A 15,711-nucleotide genomic window follows, 5' to 3' on the forward strand; every position below is an offset into this window, starting at 1 on the left:
GGGGAACTGACACGGGGTGCCGCGCATCGAGCCGGCTGAGATCCAGACCCGTTGAACCTGTCCGGTTAGCACCGGCGAAGGGATGTCTTATGCTTTCAACCACCCCGCAGGTAACCGCGCCCCCGGCGGCCCAGCCGGACCCCTCCCGCCCTGCCCCCATCCTGCATTCGGCGTTCCCGGGCCGGGCGGCAGCCCATACGCGGCCCGCTACCGCCCGGATACCCCGCGTCCTGGCCATCGCCGGGTCCGACCCGTCCGGCGGGGCCGGCATCCAGGCGGACCTGAAGAGCATCGCGGCGAACGGAGGCTACGGGATGGCCGCCGTCACGGCCCTGACCGCCCAAAACACCCGGGGTGTGCGGGCCGTGCACGTGCCCCCGGCCTCCTTCCTCACCGCCCAGCTCGAGGCTGTCAGCGATGACATCACCATCGACGCCGTCAAAATCGGGATGCTCGGCGACGCCGCGGTGATTACCGCCGTCCGGGACTGGCTCGAGAAGGTGCGGCCCGCCGTCGTCGTCCTGGACCCGGTCATGGTGGCAACCAGCGGCGACAGGCTGCTCCGCGAATCCGCGGAGGACGCCCTGAGGTCCCTCCTGCCCCTGGCGCACCTCATCACCCCCAACCTGGCCGAGCTCGCCATCCTGGTCGGAGAACCGACCGCCCGGGACTGGGCCGGGGCGTTGGAACAGGGCAAACGCCTCGCGGCGCAAACCGGGACCACGGTGCTGGTCAAGGGCGGACACCTGCCCGATGGCGGCACCTGTCCGGACGCGCTGGTCAACACCGGGGGAGTGCTCCGCGGGGAGACCGTGGAGGTGCCCGGTGAGCGGATCGCCACCCGCAACAGCCACGGTACGGGCTGTTCCCTGTCCTCGGCGCTGGCCACCGCCCAGGTCCGGTGCCAGGACTGGGAAGCGGCGCTGCGGGAAGTCAAACCGTGGCTTCAGGGGGCGCTGGCGGACGCCGGACGCCTCGAAGTTGGCACCGGCAACGGCCCGGTGCACCACTTCCACCACGTAACCGGCGCCCGGCCGCCGGCTGACGGCGACTTCGCCGAGGGCCTCGACGGGATCGCCACCGGCGGCCTGGACGCTATTTATGGTCTGGACTTCATCCGGGGGCTGGCCAGCGGCGCCCTGCCCGAACACGAGTTCGCCTACTACCTGCGCCAGGACGCCTTGTACCTCAACGGCTATTCACGGGTCCTGGCCCGCGCGGCCGCCCTGGCGCCGTCGGAAGCGGAACAGCTCTTCTGGGCCCGGTCGGCGCAACAGTGCCTCGAGGTCGAATCCGAGCTGCACCGGACCTGGCTGGCCGGACGCGCGGGGGAGGCGCGGCCCGGTCCGGTCACGAAGGCCTACGTGGACCATCTCCTCGCGGCCTCGCTGGGCAGTTACGGCGTCCTCACCGCGGCAGCGCTGCCTTGTTTCTGGCTCTACGCCGAGGTGGGCGCAACCTTGCACAGGCAATACCTCGACGCCGGCGCGCCGGCCGAGCACCCCTACGCGGAGTGGCTTCGCACCTACGCCGACGAGGCCTTCGCCGAGGCTACGCGGCAGGCAATCCGGTACACCGACGCCGCGGCCCGGCGCGGTTTCGAGTCGGAGCGGACCGCCATGACCGAGGCGTTCCGGCAGTCCTGCGACTACGAGGTGGCGTTCTTCGACGCGCCGAGGCTGCACGCCTGACGCGGCCCCGGCCCTGCGGCCGGTAACATTATGGGGCGCGGTTCCGGAAGTCGCCGCGGCAGCACCGCTCCAGCCCCTCGGGGACGGGGTGTGGCGGCCGTCACGCATCACTCTCCGGAGCCGGCCTCGTTTGCGGCCGAAGGCAAAATTAGCGTAGTCTAGATCTTCGGTGCTTACGCCAACACTTGGGTTATGACCTTGATGAACAGTTCACCCGTACTCCGGGCAGGACTTTCCACGGTATAGCTCATGGGTTCCCCCGGGGAATCCACCGGCGTTGAGGCACAGCGTGAGCCGGTCTACAAAATGTGGCCCCAGGTTCCGCACGCAAATCTAGTAATAAACGTCGAGAGAAGTGAGTCCCCCAAGTGGTGTACGCGATTGTCCGCGCAGGCGGCCGCCAAGAGAAGGTTTCCGTTGGAGACTTCGTTACCCTGAACCGCGTCGCCGGTGGCGCCGGCAGCACCATCGAGCTGCCCGCCCTGCTCCTGGTTGACGGCGAGAAGGTTACGTCCGCTGCTGCGGACCTGGCCAAGGTAACGGTTACGGCTGAGATCCTCGAAGACCTCCGTGGTCCGAAGATCGTCATCCAGAAGTTCAAGAACAAGACCGGTTACAAGAAGCGCCAGGGTCACCGTCAGGAACTGACCAAGGTCAAGATCACCGGTATCAAGTAACTAGCGTTACTGTTCAGGTTTTCAACAGATTCCCCAGAATTTTAAAGGCAGGCATTTCAAATGGCACATAAAAAAGGCGCGAGCTCCACTCGCAACGGTCGTGACTCCAACGCCCAGTACCTCGGCGTCAAGCGCTTCGGCGGCCAGGTAGTTTCCGCAGGCGAGATCATCGTCCGCCAGCGCGGCACCCACTTCCACCCGGGCGCCGGCGTCGGCCGCGGCGGCGACGACACCCTGTTCGCCCTGACCCCCGGTGCTGTCGAGTTCGGCACCCGCCGTGGTCGTCGCGTTGTGAACATCGTGGCTGCTGCAGCTGCAGAGTAACAACCAGTTCTAAATCGGTGGGGCGGACCAGTAGGTCCGCTCCACCGGTGTTTTAACCGCATTACAATCAACTTGGACCTTTTGCGGTCCGGGGAACAGCACTGAGGAGATCCACGTGGCGAGCTTTGTAGACCGGGTAGTACTGCACGTATCCGGCGGTACCGGCGGCCACGGGTGTGTCTCCGTACACCGCGAGAAATTCAAGCCCCTCGGCGGTCCCGACGGCGGCAATGGCGGCAACGGAGGCGACGTGATCCTTCGCGTCGACCCGCAGACCACCACCCTCCTCGACTACCACCACGCCCCGCACCGGCACGCCACCAACGGCGGCCCCGGCATGGGCGACTGGCGCGGCGGCAAGAACGGCGAAACCCTGATCCTGCCGGTTCCCGAGGGCACCGTCGTCAAGAGCAAGGACGGAACCGTCCTGGCCGACATGGTGGGCGAAGGTACCGAGTTCATCGCCGCGGCCGGCGGCATCGGCGGCCTGGGCAACGCCGCCCTGTCCTCGCAGAAGCGCCGCGCCCCCGGCTTCGCGCTGCTCGGCATTGAAGGCGAATCCAGCGACATCGTCCTGGAACTGAAGTCCATCGCGGACATTGCCCTGGTCGGGTTCCCCTCCGCCGGCAAGTCCAGCCTGATCGCCGCGATGTCCGCGGCACGGCCGAAGATCGCCGATTACCCGTTCACCACGCTGATCCCCAACCTCGGCGTCGTCCAGGCCGGCGACGTGCGGTTCACCATCGCCGACGTCCCGGGCCTGATCGAAGGTGCCAGCGAGGGCAAGGGACTGGGCCACCACTTCCTGCGCCACGTCGAACGCTGCGCCGCCCTGGTCCACGTCCTGGACTGCGGCACGCTCGAATCCGAGCGCGACCCGCTCTCTGACCTTTCCGTCATCGAAGCCGAACTTGAGAAGTACGCAGTCGACATGAGCTACGCCGGTTCCGACGGCGAAGTTGTGCCCCTGAACCACCGCCCCCGCCTGGTGGCCCTGAACAAGGTGGACCTGCCTGACGGCAAGGACATGGCCGAATTCGTCCGCCCGGAACTCGAAAGCCGCGGCTACAAGGTGTTCGAAATCTCCGCCACGAGCCACGAGGGCCTCCGCCAGCTGGGCTTCGCCATGGCAGAGATCGTCAAGGCCGCCCGTGATGCGGTGGCCGCGACCCCGCCGAAGGTCCAGGCACCCGTCCTGCGGCCCCGCGCCGTCAACGAAAGCGGCTTCACCATCCGCCGCGAGGAGAAGAACCTCGAGCCGCTCTTCCGCGTGCTCGGCGAGAAGCCCGTGCGCTGGGTCAAGCAGACCGACTTCACCAACGAAGAAGCCATCGGCTACCTCGCGGACCGCCTCGCCAAGCTCGGCGTCGAAAGCGAACTGTTCAAGCAGGGCGCCAAGCCGGGCGACACCGTGGTCATCGGCGAGGACGACGGCGTCGTCTTCGACTGGGAGCCCACCATGATGGCCGGCGCGGAACTCCTCGCCTCACCCCGCGGCACCGACGTGCGTTTCGCCGACATCGGCGACCGCCCCACCCGCGGTCAGAAGCGCGAGGAGCAGCAGGAACGCCGGGATGCCAAGGCCGCCGCCCGGGCCGAGCTCGAGGCCGAGCGGAAGGCCGGGATCTGGACCGAATCGGTCAGCTCCCGCCGCGCACCGCAGCCGCTCAAGGAGAGTGGACTCGGCGAAGCCGATGACGAGTAACACGGTCGTGGCGCCCGGAACCGGGGCGGCTCCCGGCCGGGCCCTGCTCGCAGGTGCCCGCCGGATTGTGGTCAAAGTCGGCTCCTCGTCCCTGACCTCCATCAAGGGCGGCATCGACGAGGAAGCCCTCACCGGCCTCGCCGACGCCCTGGCGCACAAGCGGAACGCCGGCACCGAGATCATCCTCGTCTCCTCCGGCGCGATCGCGGCCGGGCTCGCCCCGCTGGGCCTGGCGAAACGCCCCCGCGACCTCGCCACCCAGCAGGCTGCCGCAAGTGTGGGCCAGGGCCTGCTGATGGCCCGGTACACCCATGCCTTCGGCGCGCACGGCGTGACCGTGAGCCAGGTCCTGCTGACCGCGGACGACTTCATGCGCCGCAGCCAGCACACCAACGCGTTCCGTGCCCTGGACCGGCTGCTGAACCTCGGCGTCGTCCCCGTGGTGAACGAAAACGACACCGTCGCGACCCACGAGATCCGCTTCGGCGACAACGACCGGCTCGCGGCGCTGGTGGCCCACCTGGTCCGCGCCGACGCCCTGGTGCTGCTCTCCGACGTCGATTCGCTGTACGACGGTCCGCCTTCGCATGGAGCCAAACGGATCGCCAGCGTCACCGGCCCACGCGACCTCGACGGCGTCTCCATCGGCAGCACCGGCAAAGCCGGCGTGGGCACCGGCGGCATGGTCACCAAGGTCGAGGCCGCCTCCATCGCCGCCGGATCCGGAATCAGTGCGCTGGTGACCTCCACCCCCAACGCGGCCGCCGCGCTGGCGGGGGAGGACGTGGGAACCTGGTTCTCCGTCAACGGCGCCCGGAAACCGATCCGGCTGCTCTGGCTGGCCCACCTCGCATCCGTACAGGGGACCCTGGTGCTCGACGACGGCGCTGTCCGGGCCGTCCGGGACCGCCACACCTCGCTGCTGCCCGCCGGCATTTCCGCCGTGAGCGGCGACTTCGAAGCCGGCGACGCCGTGGAGATGGTCGGGACCGACGGGACCGTCGTGGCCCGCGGCCTGGTCAACTACGGCGCCGGGGAACTGCCCCAGATGCTGGGCCGCTCCACCCGGGAACTCGGCAAGGCGCTGGGGCGCGGCTATGACCGTGAAGTTGTTCATGTTGACGACCTGGTGCTGGTCTAAGCGGCCTGCTCGCCTAAACTTGGAGCATGACTGAGGCCCTGACTTCGCACCCCGACCTGCCGGTTCACGACGCGCCCTCCACGGGCCTGCCGCCGGCCGTGACGGACGTCGAGTCAGCCGTGCACGCCATCGCCGACCGCTCCCGGGAGGCCTCCCGCCGGATGGCCCGTGCCAACCGTGCCTGGAAGGACCGCGGACTGCGCGCCGTGGCCGCCGCACTGCTCCAGCACCAGGACCGAATCCTGTCCGCCAACGCCAGGGACGTCGCCGCGGGCCGGGACAACGGCACCTCCGCGGCGCTGCTGGACCGGCTGACCCTGACCGGCGCCCGGGTCCAGGCCCTCGCCGCGGCCCTGGAGAACCTCGCCAACCTGCCCGATCCGGTCGGCAACGTGGTTCGCGGCCAGACCTTGCCCAACGGCCTGCGCCTGCGCCAGATCAACGTGCCCATGGGCGTTGTCGCCGCGATCTACGAAGCACGTCCCAACGTCACCGTCGATATTGCGGGGCTGGCCCTCAAGAGCGGCAACGCCGTCATCCTCCGCGGCGGGAGCGCTGCCGCAGCGACCAACGAGGCGCTGGTGGGGATTCTCCGCGACGCCCTGGAATCGGTCGGCCTGCCCGCCGACGCCGTCCAGACCGTGGACCAGTTCGGCCGCGACGGCGCCAACGTCCTGATGAAGTCACGCGGCCGTGTGGACGTCCTGATTCCCCGCGGCGGACGCGACCTGATCCAGACCGTGGTCACTAACTCCTCCGTTCCGGTCATCGAAACCGGCGAAGGCAACGTGCACATCTTCATTGACGCCTCGGCAGACGAGCAGATGGCCGTCGACATCCTGCTCAACGCCAAAACCCAGCGCCCCAGCGTCTGCAACACCGTCGAGACACTCCTGGTCCACTCCGGCTCGACCGTGCTCCCGGCCGTCGCCGCCGCCCTGCGCGAAGCCGGTGTCACGCTGCACACGGACGACCGGATCCGGGCCGCGCTCCCGGCCGGCCTCGACTCGGTGCCGGCCACCAACGAGGACTGGGCCACCGAGTACATGGACCTGGACCTGGCGGTGGCCATGGTGGACAGCCTGGATGAAGCAGTCCGGCACATCCGTACCTGGTCCACCGGACACACCGAGGCGATCCTCACCAACGACCTCGCTAACGCCGAGAGGTTCATCGCCGAGATCGATTCGGCCGCGGTCATCGTGAACGCTTCCACCCGGTTCACCGACGGAGGGGAGCTTGGCCTGGGCGCCGAGGTGGGCATATCCACCCAGAAGCTGCACGCCCGGGGCCCGATGGGCCTCACCGAGCTCACCACCACGAAGTGGATCGTGCAGGGCGAAGGCCAGATCCGCGGCTAGTAACGCGGTAACATGGAACAGAAGCCAGGGACGAGGGCGCATACCGCCGTCGTCCAACAATCGTATTTTTTGTGAACTCACTAGGGGAGAACATGCTGTTCCAGCAGATCGCCACATCCATCGCCGCAGCGGTCGAACACGAGGAACTCGCGCCGCTCATCGCGCCGCCGTTCGTCATTGGCGGCACCATGTTCGTGTTCCTGCTGGTCCTGATGTTCATCACGCTCTCCTACGGCAACCTTGGCAAGCGCCACGAGGCCGTCGAGGAGCACGCGGACCCGCACCGCCAGCACCCGAACAAGCACGACCACGGCCAGGGCCACTAGTTATTTCCGCCACAGTGAAGCAGCACGGCGCGAAGCGCCGCCTGCGGCTGGGTGTGATGGGTGGCACGTTCGACCCCATCCACCATGGCCACCTGGTAGCGGCCAGTGAGGTCGCGGCGAAGTTCGACCTCGACGAAGTGGTGTTCGTCCCCACCGGGCAACCCTGGCAAAAAAGCAGCAAAAAAGTCAGCGAGGCCGAGCACCGGTACCTCATGACGGTCATTGCCACGGCATCGAACCCGCGCTTCACCGTCAGCAGGGTCGACGTCGACCGCCCGGGTCCCACCTACACGATCGACACCCTGCGGGACCTCCGCACGCTGCGGCCGGATGCGGACCTGTTCTTCATCACCGGCGCGGATGCCCTGGCCCAGATCCTGTCGTGGAAAGACATCGACGAACTCTGGTCCCTGGCCCACTTTGTGGGTGTCACCCGCCCGGGCCACGTGCTGGACGGCATGGGCCGCAAGGACGTCAGCCTGCTCGAGGTGCCCGCCATGGCGATCTCGTCGACGGACTGCCGGGCACGGGTGGCCGCAGGAAACCCCGTCTGGTACCTCGTGCCGGATGGCGTGGTCCAGTACATTGCCAAATACGATCTCTATGACGGCCAGGCCAGCCCCGAACCGGAACACCAGGAGCCCCGGCCGGCCCGCGAGACCCACCTAACCGCCAGCACCGAATGAGCCTTTAATGAGTCAGGAACAGCCTCCCATCCGCAGCCGCCGCGAATTGCGCCAGGCCAGGGATGAACGCCAGGACACCAAGCCCGGCGCCGGTACCGACGGTGCCGGCGCTGCTCCGGCTGCCCCGGGCCAGGAGGGCTCCGCGGGCTCCGCGGGCTCAGCACCACAGCCGGAGGAGGCCGCCCCCGCGTTCTCGGAACGCCCGGAGGCTCCTACGGAGGCCGAGACCACCGGCCGCCGCCGCATCCCCGGCCCCGTGGACTCCGTCCCTGCGTCCACCCCCGCAGAACGGTCATCCCAGGTCCGCGCCCGCGACCGCGCAGCACTGCGGACCATCAAGGAACTCGCGGAAAAGGAAGGCCAGCTCTCACCCGGCGGCCCGCCCACCCGCCGGCAGCTGCGGCTCCAGCAACTCGCCGAGGAAACTGCGCCCGCCACGTCGGCCAATCCGATCGTCCCGTCGCCGCGCACCCGCACCCACCCGGCCGTGCCGCCGGCTGCGAAGCGACCGGCAGACCAGCCCGAGGCCGCCCAGCACACGGCGCCCGCGGCGGACGCTGAGCCTACTCCGGGCACGTCGCCCGCGGCGCAGGCAGCTGAAGCGGGTAACGAACCGGACGGGAAGCTTCCGGAGGGAATGAGCGTGGAGCAGGCTCTGGCCGCGCGCGAACTCCTCGCCGCCCAGGCCCGGAACCAGGTGGCGAAGATGGAGCACATCGCTGCCACGGACCCGGACGCCGTCGACCCCGAAATGCTCGCCGAGCAGATCGCCCTGGCCGAGCGCGCAGCCGTCCTCAACCGGCGGGCCGCCGCCAAGCAAAAACTGGCCCAGCAGAACAGCCAGCCGGCGCAGCAGCGGACCGAAGCACCAAAGAACGACCCCTCGACGGCCAGCAACCTGGCCATGGTCACCCCGCTGGAATTCGTCCAGGTGCCCGGCGTGGAGCGGCCGGTCATGAAGCGGCCCGCCACCTCCTACGTCCCGCTGGTCACCAATTCCAGCCCGAAGGTGCAGCCTTCAAAGACCTCCCGTCGGAACGGCCAGCCGCGGAAGCGGGACGCAGCGGCGGTCAATGGCCGCGCGGGCGTCCTGGCCCGTGCCGAGGCGGCCGCGCAGGCCGCGTCAAGCCGTCGTCCGGCCCGCGCCGCCGAGCCGGAGAACGCCAGTGTCCAGGCAGTGGAAGAGGATTTCGCCGCACGGCCACCGGTAGCCGCCAATGCCGCCTACGGCCTGGATCCACTCGATGCCGCCACCGCGGGCCTCGGCAGGGCGCAGCGCCTCCGCGCCCTGCAGCTTGGCGTGCTGGCCCTGGGGCTGCTGGCGCTCATCGCCGGCATCATCCTGATTATCACCGGAATGGCGCACTAACCGCCGGGAAGCCCCGGCAGGTCCCGGCGTCGGGCCGGTGACCGCACCAGCGGATGAGCCTCCGCAACAATTTTCAATAATCACCAGGTTTTATCTTCAACAAGGAGTCCCGTGACTGCAACCGATTCATCCATCGCCACAGCCCGCCACGCAGCCCGCGCTGCCGCCGAAAAGTTGGCCGAGGACATTGTGGGCCTCGACGTCAGTGAGCGGCTTGCCCTCGCCGACGTCTTCCTGATCGCCTCCGCTCCGTCCGAGCGCCAGGTCAACGCAATCGTCGACGGCATCGAGGACGAACTGTCCAAGTTCGACCTCAAGCCCGTCCGCCGTGAAGGGCGCTCCGGCGGCCGCTGGGTACTGCTGGACTACGCCGACGTCGTCATCCACGTCCAGCACGAGGAAGACCGCGTCTTCTACGCCCTGGAACGCCTCTGGAAGGACTGCCCCGTCGTGGACCTGCAGCTCGGCGACGACGCCTCCGCGAAGGCCGGCGCAGCTACAGAAACCGACTAGGCGCCGCGTCCCTCCGGCGCGGAACCCCGAATATACCCGATTTGGAATTTTCGGAAGTGCTGGTCTAAGATATTTGAGTTGCTTCGGAGAGAACGAAACCGGGGCAGCGAAAATTCGGGGCTGTGGCGCAGCTGGTAGCGCACCTGCATGGCATGCAGGGGGTCAGGGGTTCGAGTCCCCTCAGCTCCACCGAATGATCCGCCGGAATCGTAAGATTCCGGCGGATTTTTTTGTGTTCCGACCGCCGAATGACGCCGGTTTCGGACGGCATCGACGCACACCCTCTGCCGATTAGCGTCCGCGGGAAATGTAGATTACGCTAATCAGGTTGCTTGATCGGCGGGCTTCTCCGGAAGCCCAGATGAACAACAAATTCGGGGCTGTGGCGCAGCTGGTAGCGCACCTGCATGGCATGCAGGGGGTCAGGGGTTCGAGTCCCCTCAGCTCCACCGAACGAGGTCCCGCTCACTGAGCGGGACCTCGAGTCATTTAAGCCTGGCTTAGGATGGGGACCGTGAACGAAACCCGGCCGCTTCGATTCGCCGATGTTGTGGTGATCGGCGCCGGACAGGCCGGGCTCTCGGCCGCCTACCACCTGCAGCGACGGGGCTTCGTGTCCGCGCTGCGGCCGGCGCCGGCGCCAGCCCAGGGTCCGGGCGATTCGGGCGACGACAGGCAACAGCGCAGCTATGTGGTGCTCGACGCCGAGGACGGCCCCGGCGGTGCCTGGCGGCACCGCTGGAAGAGCCTGCTGATGGCCACCGTGAACGGCATCAGCGACCTTCCGGGCATCCCGCAACCCTCCGTGGACCCGGCGGAGGCAAGCTCCAGCTTCCTCTCACGCTATTTCGGCGGCTATGAGACCCAGCTGGGCCTCGCCATCCAGCGGCCCGTTAAGGTCCACTCCGTTGCCCGCGAAGATGCCGACCCGGCCGGACGGCTCCGGATTACCACCTCCCGGGGATCCTGGTCCGCCCGGGCACTCATCAACGCCACGGGGACCTGGACCCGGCCCTTCTGGCCCATCTACCCGGGCCAGGCGAGCTTCCTTGGCCGCCAGCTGCACGTGGCCGACTACGTTTCGGCCGAGGAGTTCCGGGGACGGCACGTGGTGGTGGTCGGTGGCGGAATCTCCGCCGTGGGCCTGCTGGACGAAATTTCCCGGGTCACCAGCACCACCTGGTTCACCCGGCGGGAGCCCGTCTGGCGGGACGAAGCCTTTGACCGGCAAGCGGGCCACAACGCCGTCGCCCTCGTGGAGGAACGGGTCCGGCAGGGACTGCCGCCGCAGAGCGTGGTCGCCGTGACCGGCCTGATCTGGACCCCAGCCCTGCGCGCCGCCGAAGCCCGCGGGGTCCTGCAGCGCCAGCCCATGTTCACCGGCATAGAACCCGGGGGAGTGAGTTTGGCCGACGGCGGCTTCCTGCCCGCCGACGTCATCCTCTGGGCCACCGGCTTCCGGGCCGAACTGGAACATCTCGCGCCGCTGCGCCTGCGGGGTCCCGGCGGCGGCATCGCCATGGACGGCACGCAGGTCGCCGCGGAGCCACGCGTCCACCTTGTTGGCTACGGCCCGTCGTCCTCCACCATCGGGGCCAACCGTGCCGGGCGTGCGGCTGTGACGGCGATGGTCCGGCTGCTGGCCGGTTCCGATAACGTAGAGCGTGGCAATTGACCCGTGCCTGATCTGAGACGGCCCGACAAGGAACGGCGGTAAAGCCCCGCGTGGCGGACCACATTCTTGACTCCCTTTTCCCTCGGCTCCGGAGGTTTCCCGACGTCGAAGCGGCCAACCTGCAGGCCTGGGACGCCACCGACCGCCTGCTGCTGGACACCGCCTCGGACCTGAGGTCCGAGGCCCTGCTGCCGTCGGACGGACCCGTCGCCGTCGTGGGCGACCGGTATGGCGCGCTGACCCTCGGCCTGCTGGCACTGCGCCGTCAGCAGGGTACCGGGCCGGACACGGGCCCACAGAACGGCGCCGTGCGCGTGCACGAGGACCTGGTTACCGGCGAACGCGCCCTGCTCCGGAACGCGGCGGCCACGGGGCTCACTGAGGAATTCGTCCAGCTGTCATTGGAAGAGACCGTGGCGGGTGCCGGCGTCGTCCTCCTCCAGCTGCCCCGCTCGCTCGCCGAGCTGGAAGAGATCGCCGACGCCGTAGCCCGCCACGCGGCGCCCGGCGTGGTGCTGCTTGCGGGCGGCAGGGTCAAACACATGAGCCTGGGCATGAATGCTGTCCTGGACCGCTACTTCGGGTCGGTGCAGCCGCAGCTGGCCCGGCAAAAATCGCGGCTCCTGCTGGCCCGTGAAGCGCGGCCGGCCACCGGCCCTGCGCCGTTCCCCGTCACAGAGCGGAACGCCGGCCTCGACCTCTCAATCTGCGCCCGGGGGGCCGTCTTCGCCGGCACTGGGCTGGACATCGGCACCCGCTTCCTTCTGGACTTCCTCGACGACATACCGAGTGCTCGCCACGTCGTCGACCTCGGCTGCGGCACCGGCATCCTCGCGGCCATGTACGCGCGCCGCCACCCGGACGCCCGGGTTACCGCCACCGACCGGTCCGCGGCGGCCGTGGAGTCGGCACGGGCCACGGCTTTGGCCAACGGGCTCGAGGGGCAGATCGAGGTCCTGCAGGACGACGCCATGAGCACCATGCCGGACGCCAGTGCCGGGCTTGTACTGCTCAACCCGCCGTTCCACCTCGGGGCAGCCGTGCATGCCGGCGCCGGGATCAAGCTCATCGAAGCCGCCGCCAGGGTGCTGGCCCCGGACGGGGAGCTGTGGACGGTGTTCAACAGCCACCTGCACTACCGGCCGCTCCTGGAGCGACTGGTGGGCCCCACCCGCGAGATCGGCCGCAACCCGAAATTCACGGTCACCGCCAGCACCCGGCGCCCCGGCACGGGCGCTGCCGGCCCGCTCTGACGCTCCTTGTGGGGCCGGAGGCCGCCGGTAACGTACCATTCTGAGATCAGCAGTGCTTGGCCGAAGACGTTTAGAGGTATCAGTGACTGAGATCCGAACACCCTCGCCGCGGCGCGGGACGAACCTTCCACGGATGGGGGATTTCAACCTCACAGTCATCCTGGACGCAATCCGGCGCGCCCCCGGCGGGCTGAGCCGGGTCGAGCTCGCGCAGATCGTGGGCCTCTCACCGCAGACCATTTCCAACATTTCCCGCCGCCTGCTGGACCAGAACCTGATCGTCGAGGCCGGCAAGGAAGGCACGGGCCCGGGCAAGCCCAGGACCATGCTCCGGCTGAACCCGGGCGGGATGTACGCCGTCGGAGTCCACCTGGATCCCGCCGTCCTGACCTTCGTCCTGCTGGACCTGGTGGGCGCCGTCGTGATGCATTCACGGATCAAGACCCCGTCCCGCCCCGAGCCGCAGTCCATCATCGCCACCATCGCCGCCGAGATCCTGCAACTCATCGAGGACTCCGGCGTGGACCGGGCCAAGGTCGCAGGCCTTGGCATCGCCTCGCCGGGCCCGATCGATCTCGAGGAAGGCGCGGTGGTGGACCCGCCGCTGCTGCCGGGGTGGGAACGCGTTCCACTGAGGGACGCCCTGGCCGAGGCCACCGGGCTGTCCACGCTGATGGACAAGGACGTCACCAGCGCAGCCGTCGCCGAAACCTGGGCCGGCGGTCCCAGCGGCGCGGGCAGCTTTGTGTTTATGTACATGGGCTCGGGGATCGGCTGCAGCATAGTCCTCAACGATGAAGTGGTCCGCGGCACATCCGGCAACGCCGGGGAAATCGGACATATCATCGTGGATCCCGACGGGCCCCCGTGTGACTGCGGCCAGCGCGGCTGCGTGAAATCCTCGGCCATCCCGCAGGTCCTGGTGGCACAGGCCGAGGCTGCCGGGGTCCTTGACAGCGCCTCCGAGGACCGCAGTGCCCCCGTGATCCAGGAGCGCTTCGCCGAACTCTGCGCCCTGGCCTACGGCGGGAACACCGTGGCGCTGGACATCATCCGGAAATCCGCCGTCCTGGTGGGGCGGGCCATCTCCGCGGTGACCAACGCCCTGGACGTGGACCGCGTCGTCTTTGGCGGGCCTTTCTGGTCATGCCTATCCCCGGCCTACCTGGAGCTTATCCCGGGGTTCATCGCGGAGGGCAGCGCCACCCGTAAGATCCACGGCATCGAAGTGGTAGGCACAGGCGTGGGCGAGGACGTGGGCGCCGTCGGGGCCGCGTGTCTGGTCCTTGAGCACACGCTGGCGCCCCGCTCGCAGCGCCTCCTGCTGGACGGCTAGCCCGGAACCTTCAGTCGATGTCCTCGATGACGGTGCCGAACGGAATGGTGTCGTCCAGGTGCGCCTGATGGTCGTGCGGGTGCACCACCACCCGGACGCCGTGCAACCGGTCCGCCGCCGACTGCATCAGGATCGGCCGGACAGTGTTGATGAGGCTCTCGCTCTTACCGGCGAGATACTCCTGGTAGCTGGCTGGAAGCTGGATCATGCCCCCAGAATAGACCTGCGCCGCGTCCAGGGGGAGGGGCCGTGGTGCCCTGGTTCCGGTGAGGCGCTGGCCATAAAAGCAGCCTTTCCAACGAAGAATCTTCTGCCGCATGCCGCCAACAGGCGTAAAGTCTCGTCTTAATTCGGCTGCCGGCTTGAATGCCGCCCCGGCGGCCCCTAAAGTCGTACACAAGTTACCGCGGTAACGTGTCAGCGATCCTCCGCTGCAGGCCCGCCCGACGGAACATTCCACGGGCAGCCAAGGAGGGTGTGGGTGCCCCCATGTGGGCCTGACATTTGCTCACGGACAACTTCGTACCAGGCGTAACAGTCGCGGCTGCGCCCTGCTGAAGTTCCCTCCGTGTTCCCCAAACTCAACTCATTGGTGCCAGCAGGCCGCATCAGGCCCGGCAGGCACCAATGGCTCACAGCCAAGGACGCAAATGTCGCCACCAAGCCTCATTGACACCCATCCAAATCTTGCCGGCGCGGCCCCCGTCGCCCTGTCCTACGAACTGTTTCCGCCCCGCTCACCCGCGGCATCCAAATCGCTCTGGACCACCATCGGCGAACTCGAAGCCACCGGTCCTGACTACGTATCGGTCACGTACGGGGCGAGCGGCTCCAACCGGAACACCGCCGTCGAACTCATCAACCGGCTGGTGCAGGACACCACCCTGCGCCCCCTCGCGCATCTGACCTGCGTGGGCAACACCCCGCAGGAACTGGCCGACATCATCGGCGAACTCCTCGACGTCGGCGTCCGCGGCATCCTCGCCCTGCGCGGCGACCAGCCCAAGGACGGGGGAGTACCGGCCGAGGGATCCCTGCGATACGCCCAGGACCTGATCGAGCTCATCCGCCGGGTCGAACAACGCCGGTCAGCGCTGCTGTGCGCCGGGAAGGTCGCGGTGGGCGTGGCGGCGTACCCCACCCGCCATCCCGAATCGCCCAGTGAGGCCCACGACGTCGAGGTTCTGCTCGCCAAGCAGCGCTCCGGCGCCGACTTTGCCATCACCCAGGTCTTCTTTCACACCGAGCAATACGCGCAGCTGCTGTCCCGGGCACGCCGCGCCGGCGTGACCATCCCGATCATCCCCGGCGTGATGCCGCTGACCAGCATCCGCCGGCTCACCCGGCTGGGTGAACTGACCGGCGTCGAACCGGCACCCGAGCTGCTCGAACGGCTCGCCGCCGCGGACACCGACGCCGAACGGAACCGCATCGGGGTCAGCGCCACGGTGGACCTGGCCAACGCCGCCCTGGATGCCGGCGCGCCCGGCCTGCACCTCTACACCTTCAACGAGCACGCCAGTGCCCTCGACGTGCTGGACAAGCTGGCGTTGCCACGCCCGCACCGCGGCCACCAGCGCCCGTCCGCCCGCCGCCAGCTCGCCAGCTGAGCGGCAGCCCACACTTTCTTCCCACTGCACCACCCAACACTTAG

General features: G+C 68.4%; 15 protein-coding genes, 2 tRNA genes and 1 riboswitch. Of the genes, 16 read left to right on the forward strand and 1 reads right to left on the reverse strand.

Annotation, left to right across the window (positions count from 1 at the left end):
• Window positions 1–2 precede the first annotated feature (2 nt).
• A riboswitch (TPP riboswitch) is annotated at window positions 3–100 on the forward strand.
• The 15 genes from thiD (at window position 90) to AC1DHY_RS05895 (ending at window position 14,057) form a co-directional block, all read left to right on the forward strand.
• Window positions 90–1,691 (forward strand): bifunctional hydroxymethylpyrimidine kinase/phosphomethylpyrimidine kinase, encoded by a 1,602-nt coding sequence (thiD, locus tag AC1DHY_RS05825; RefSeq protein WP_476879043.1) that lies wholly within the window; start codon window positions 90–92, stop codon window positions 1,689–1,691. (Overlaps the previous riboswitch by 11 nt.)
• Before the next feature lie 368 nt (window positions 1,692–2,059).
• Window positions 2,060–2,368, forward strand: a complete 309-nt coding sequence (gene rplU, locus AC1DHY_RS05830; RefSeq protein ID WP_090953333.1) for a 50S ribosomal protein L21 — start codon at window positions 2,060–2,062, stop codon at window positions 2,366–2,368.
• Window positions 2,369–2,428: 60 nt separating this feature from the next.
• Window positions 2,429–2,692, forward strand: a complete 264-nt coding sequence (gene rpmA / locus AC1DHY_RS05835) for a 50S ribosomal protein L27 (protein WP_009372867.1) — start codon at window positions 2,429–2,431, stop codon at window positions 2,690–2,692.
• 115 nt (window positions 2,693–2,807) lie between these two features.
• On the forward strand, window positions 2,808–4,397 hold the full coding sequence (gene obgE / locus AC1DHY_RS05840) for a GTPase ObgE (RefSeq protein ID WP_476879045.1): 1,590 nt from the start codon (window positions 2,808–2,810) through the stop codon (window positions 4,395–4,397).
• Entirely contained in the window at window positions 4,387–5,538 is a 1,152-nt protein-coding gene (proB, locus tag AC1DHY_RS05845) for a glutamate 5-kinase (protein WP_476879046.1), read from the forward strand. Before obgE ends, proB begins: the two co-directional genes overlap by 11 nt.
• Window positions 5,539–5,564: 26 nt before the next feature.
• Entirely contained in the window at window positions 5,565–6,899 is a 1,335-nt protein-coding gene (locus AC1DHY_RS05850) for a glutamate-5-semialdehyde dehydrogenase (protein ID WP_476879047.1), read from the forward strand.
• Between the two features lie 92 nt (window positions 6,900–6,991).
• A complete protein-coding gene (locus AC1DHY_RS05855; RefSeq protein WP_476903477.1) occupies window positions 6,992–7,225 on the forward strand; it encodes a hypothetical protein in 234 nt (77 codons plus the stop codon).
• Window positions 7,226–7,239: 14 nt separating this feature from the next.
• Window positions 7,240–7,911 (forward strand): nicotinate-nucleotide adenylyltransferase, encoded by a 672-nt coding sequence (gene nadD, locus AC1DHY_RS05860; protein ID WP_476879048.1) that lies wholly within the window; start codon window positions 7,240–7,242, stop codon window positions 7,909–7,911.
• Between the two features lie 7 nt (window positions 7,912–7,918).
• Window positions 7,919–9,280, forward strand: coding sequence for a hypothetical protein (locus AC1DHY_RS05865; protein WP_476879049.1), 1,362 nt, complete (start codon window positions 7,919–7,921; stop codon window positions 9,278–9,280).
• Between the two features lie 111 nt (window positions 9,281–9,391).
• On the forward strand, window positions 9,392–9,793 hold the full coding sequence (gene rsfS / locus AC1DHY_RS05870; protein WP_476903305.1) for a ribosome silencing factor: 402 nt from the start codon (window positions 9,392–9,394) through the stop codon (window positions 9,791–9,793).
• Window positions 9,794–9,909: 116 nt separating this feature from the next.
• Window positions 9,910–9,982, forward strand: a tRNA-Ala gene (locus tag AC1DHY_RS05875).
• 187 nt (window positions 9,983–10,169) lie between these two features.
• Window positions 10,170–10,242, forward strand: a tRNA-Ala gene (locus AC1DHY_RS05880).
• Window positions 10,243–10,307: 65 nt separating this feature from the next.
• Window positions 10,308–11,468 carry an NAD(P)-binding domain-containing protein gene (locus AC1DHY_RS05885; protein WP_476879051.1) on the forward strand — a complete coding sequence of 387 codons (1,161 nt, stop codon included), beginning with the start codon at window positions 10,308–10,310 and terminating at the stop codon, window positions 11,466–11,468.
• A 50-nt stretch (window positions 11,469–11,518) separates the two neighbouring features.
• A complete protein-coding gene (locus tag AC1DHY_RS05890) occupies window positions 11,519–12,721 on the forward strand; it encodes a class I SAM-dependent methyltransferase (protein ID WP_476903306.1) in 1,203 nt (400 codons plus the stop codon).
• Between the two features lie 133 nt (window positions 12,722–12,854).
• A complete protein-coding gene (locus tag AC1DHY_RS05895) occupies window positions 12,855–14,057 on the forward strand; it encodes an ROK family transcriptional regulator (RefSeq protein WP_476879545.1) in 1,203 nt (400 codons plus the stop codon).
• Window positions 14,058–14,067: 10 nt separating this feature from the next.
• Here AC1DHY_RS05895 and AC1DHY_RS05900 read toward each other — a convergent pair whose 3' ends face one another.
• Window positions 14,068–14,265: a hypothetical protein gene (locus tag AC1DHY_RS05900; protein WP_476879544.1), complete on the reverse strand. Its 198-nt coding sequence runs from the start codon at window positions 14,263–14,265 to the stop codon at window positions 14,068–14,070.
• Between the two features lie 442 nt (window positions 14,266–14,707).
• Between AC1DHY_RS05900 and AC1DHY_RS05905 the strand changes: the two genes are divergently transcribed.
• A complete protein-coding gene (locus AC1DHY_RS05905; RefSeq protein WP_476879543.1) occupies window positions 14,708–15,667 on the forward strand; it encodes a methylenetetrahydrofolate reductase in 960 nt (319 codons plus the stop codon).
• Window positions 15,668–15,711: the final 44 nt, after the last annotated feature.

It is taken from the genome of Arthrobacter sp. 05L44 (assembly GCF_056397605.1).

Bases quoted from the DNA above. Each gene is read 5' to 3' on its own strand.
- AC1DHY_RS05865 (WP_476879049.1), top strand. From the start codon at position 7,919: ATGAGTCAGGAACAGCCTCCCATCCGCAGCCGCCGCGAATTGCGCCAG.
- rpmA (WP_009372867.1), top strand. From the start codon at position 2,429: ATGGCACATAAAAAAGGCGCGAGCTCCACTCGCAACGGTCGTGACTCC.
- AC1DHY_RS05855 (WP_476903477.1), top strand. From the start codon at position 6,992: ATGCTGTTCCAGCAGATCGCCACATCCATCGCCGCAGCGGTCGAACAC.
- thiD (WP_476879043.1), top strand. From the start codon at position 90: ATGCTTTCAACCACCCCGCAGGTAACCGCGCCCCCGGCGGCCCAGCCG.
- proB (WP_476879046.1), top strand. From the start codon at position 4,387: ATGACGAGTAACACGGTCGTGGCGCCCGGAACCGGGGCGGCTCCCGGC.
- AC1DHY_RS05900 (WP_476879544.1), bottom strand. From the start codon at position 14,265: ATGATCCAGCTTCCAGCCAGCTACCAGGAGTATCTCGCCGGTAAGAGC.
- AC1DHY_RS05895 (WP_476879545.1), top strand. From the start codon at position 12,855: ATGGGGGATTTCAACCTCACAGTCATCCTGGACGCAATCCGGCGCGCC.
- AC1DHY_RS05850 (WP_476879047.1), top strand. From the start codon at position 5,565: ATGACTGAGGCCCTGACTTCGCACCCCGACCTGCCGGTTCACGACGCG.
- AC1DHY_RS05905 (WP_476879543.1), top strand. From the start codon at position 14,708: ATGTCGCCACCAAGCCTCATTGACACCCATCCAAATCTTGCCGGCGCG.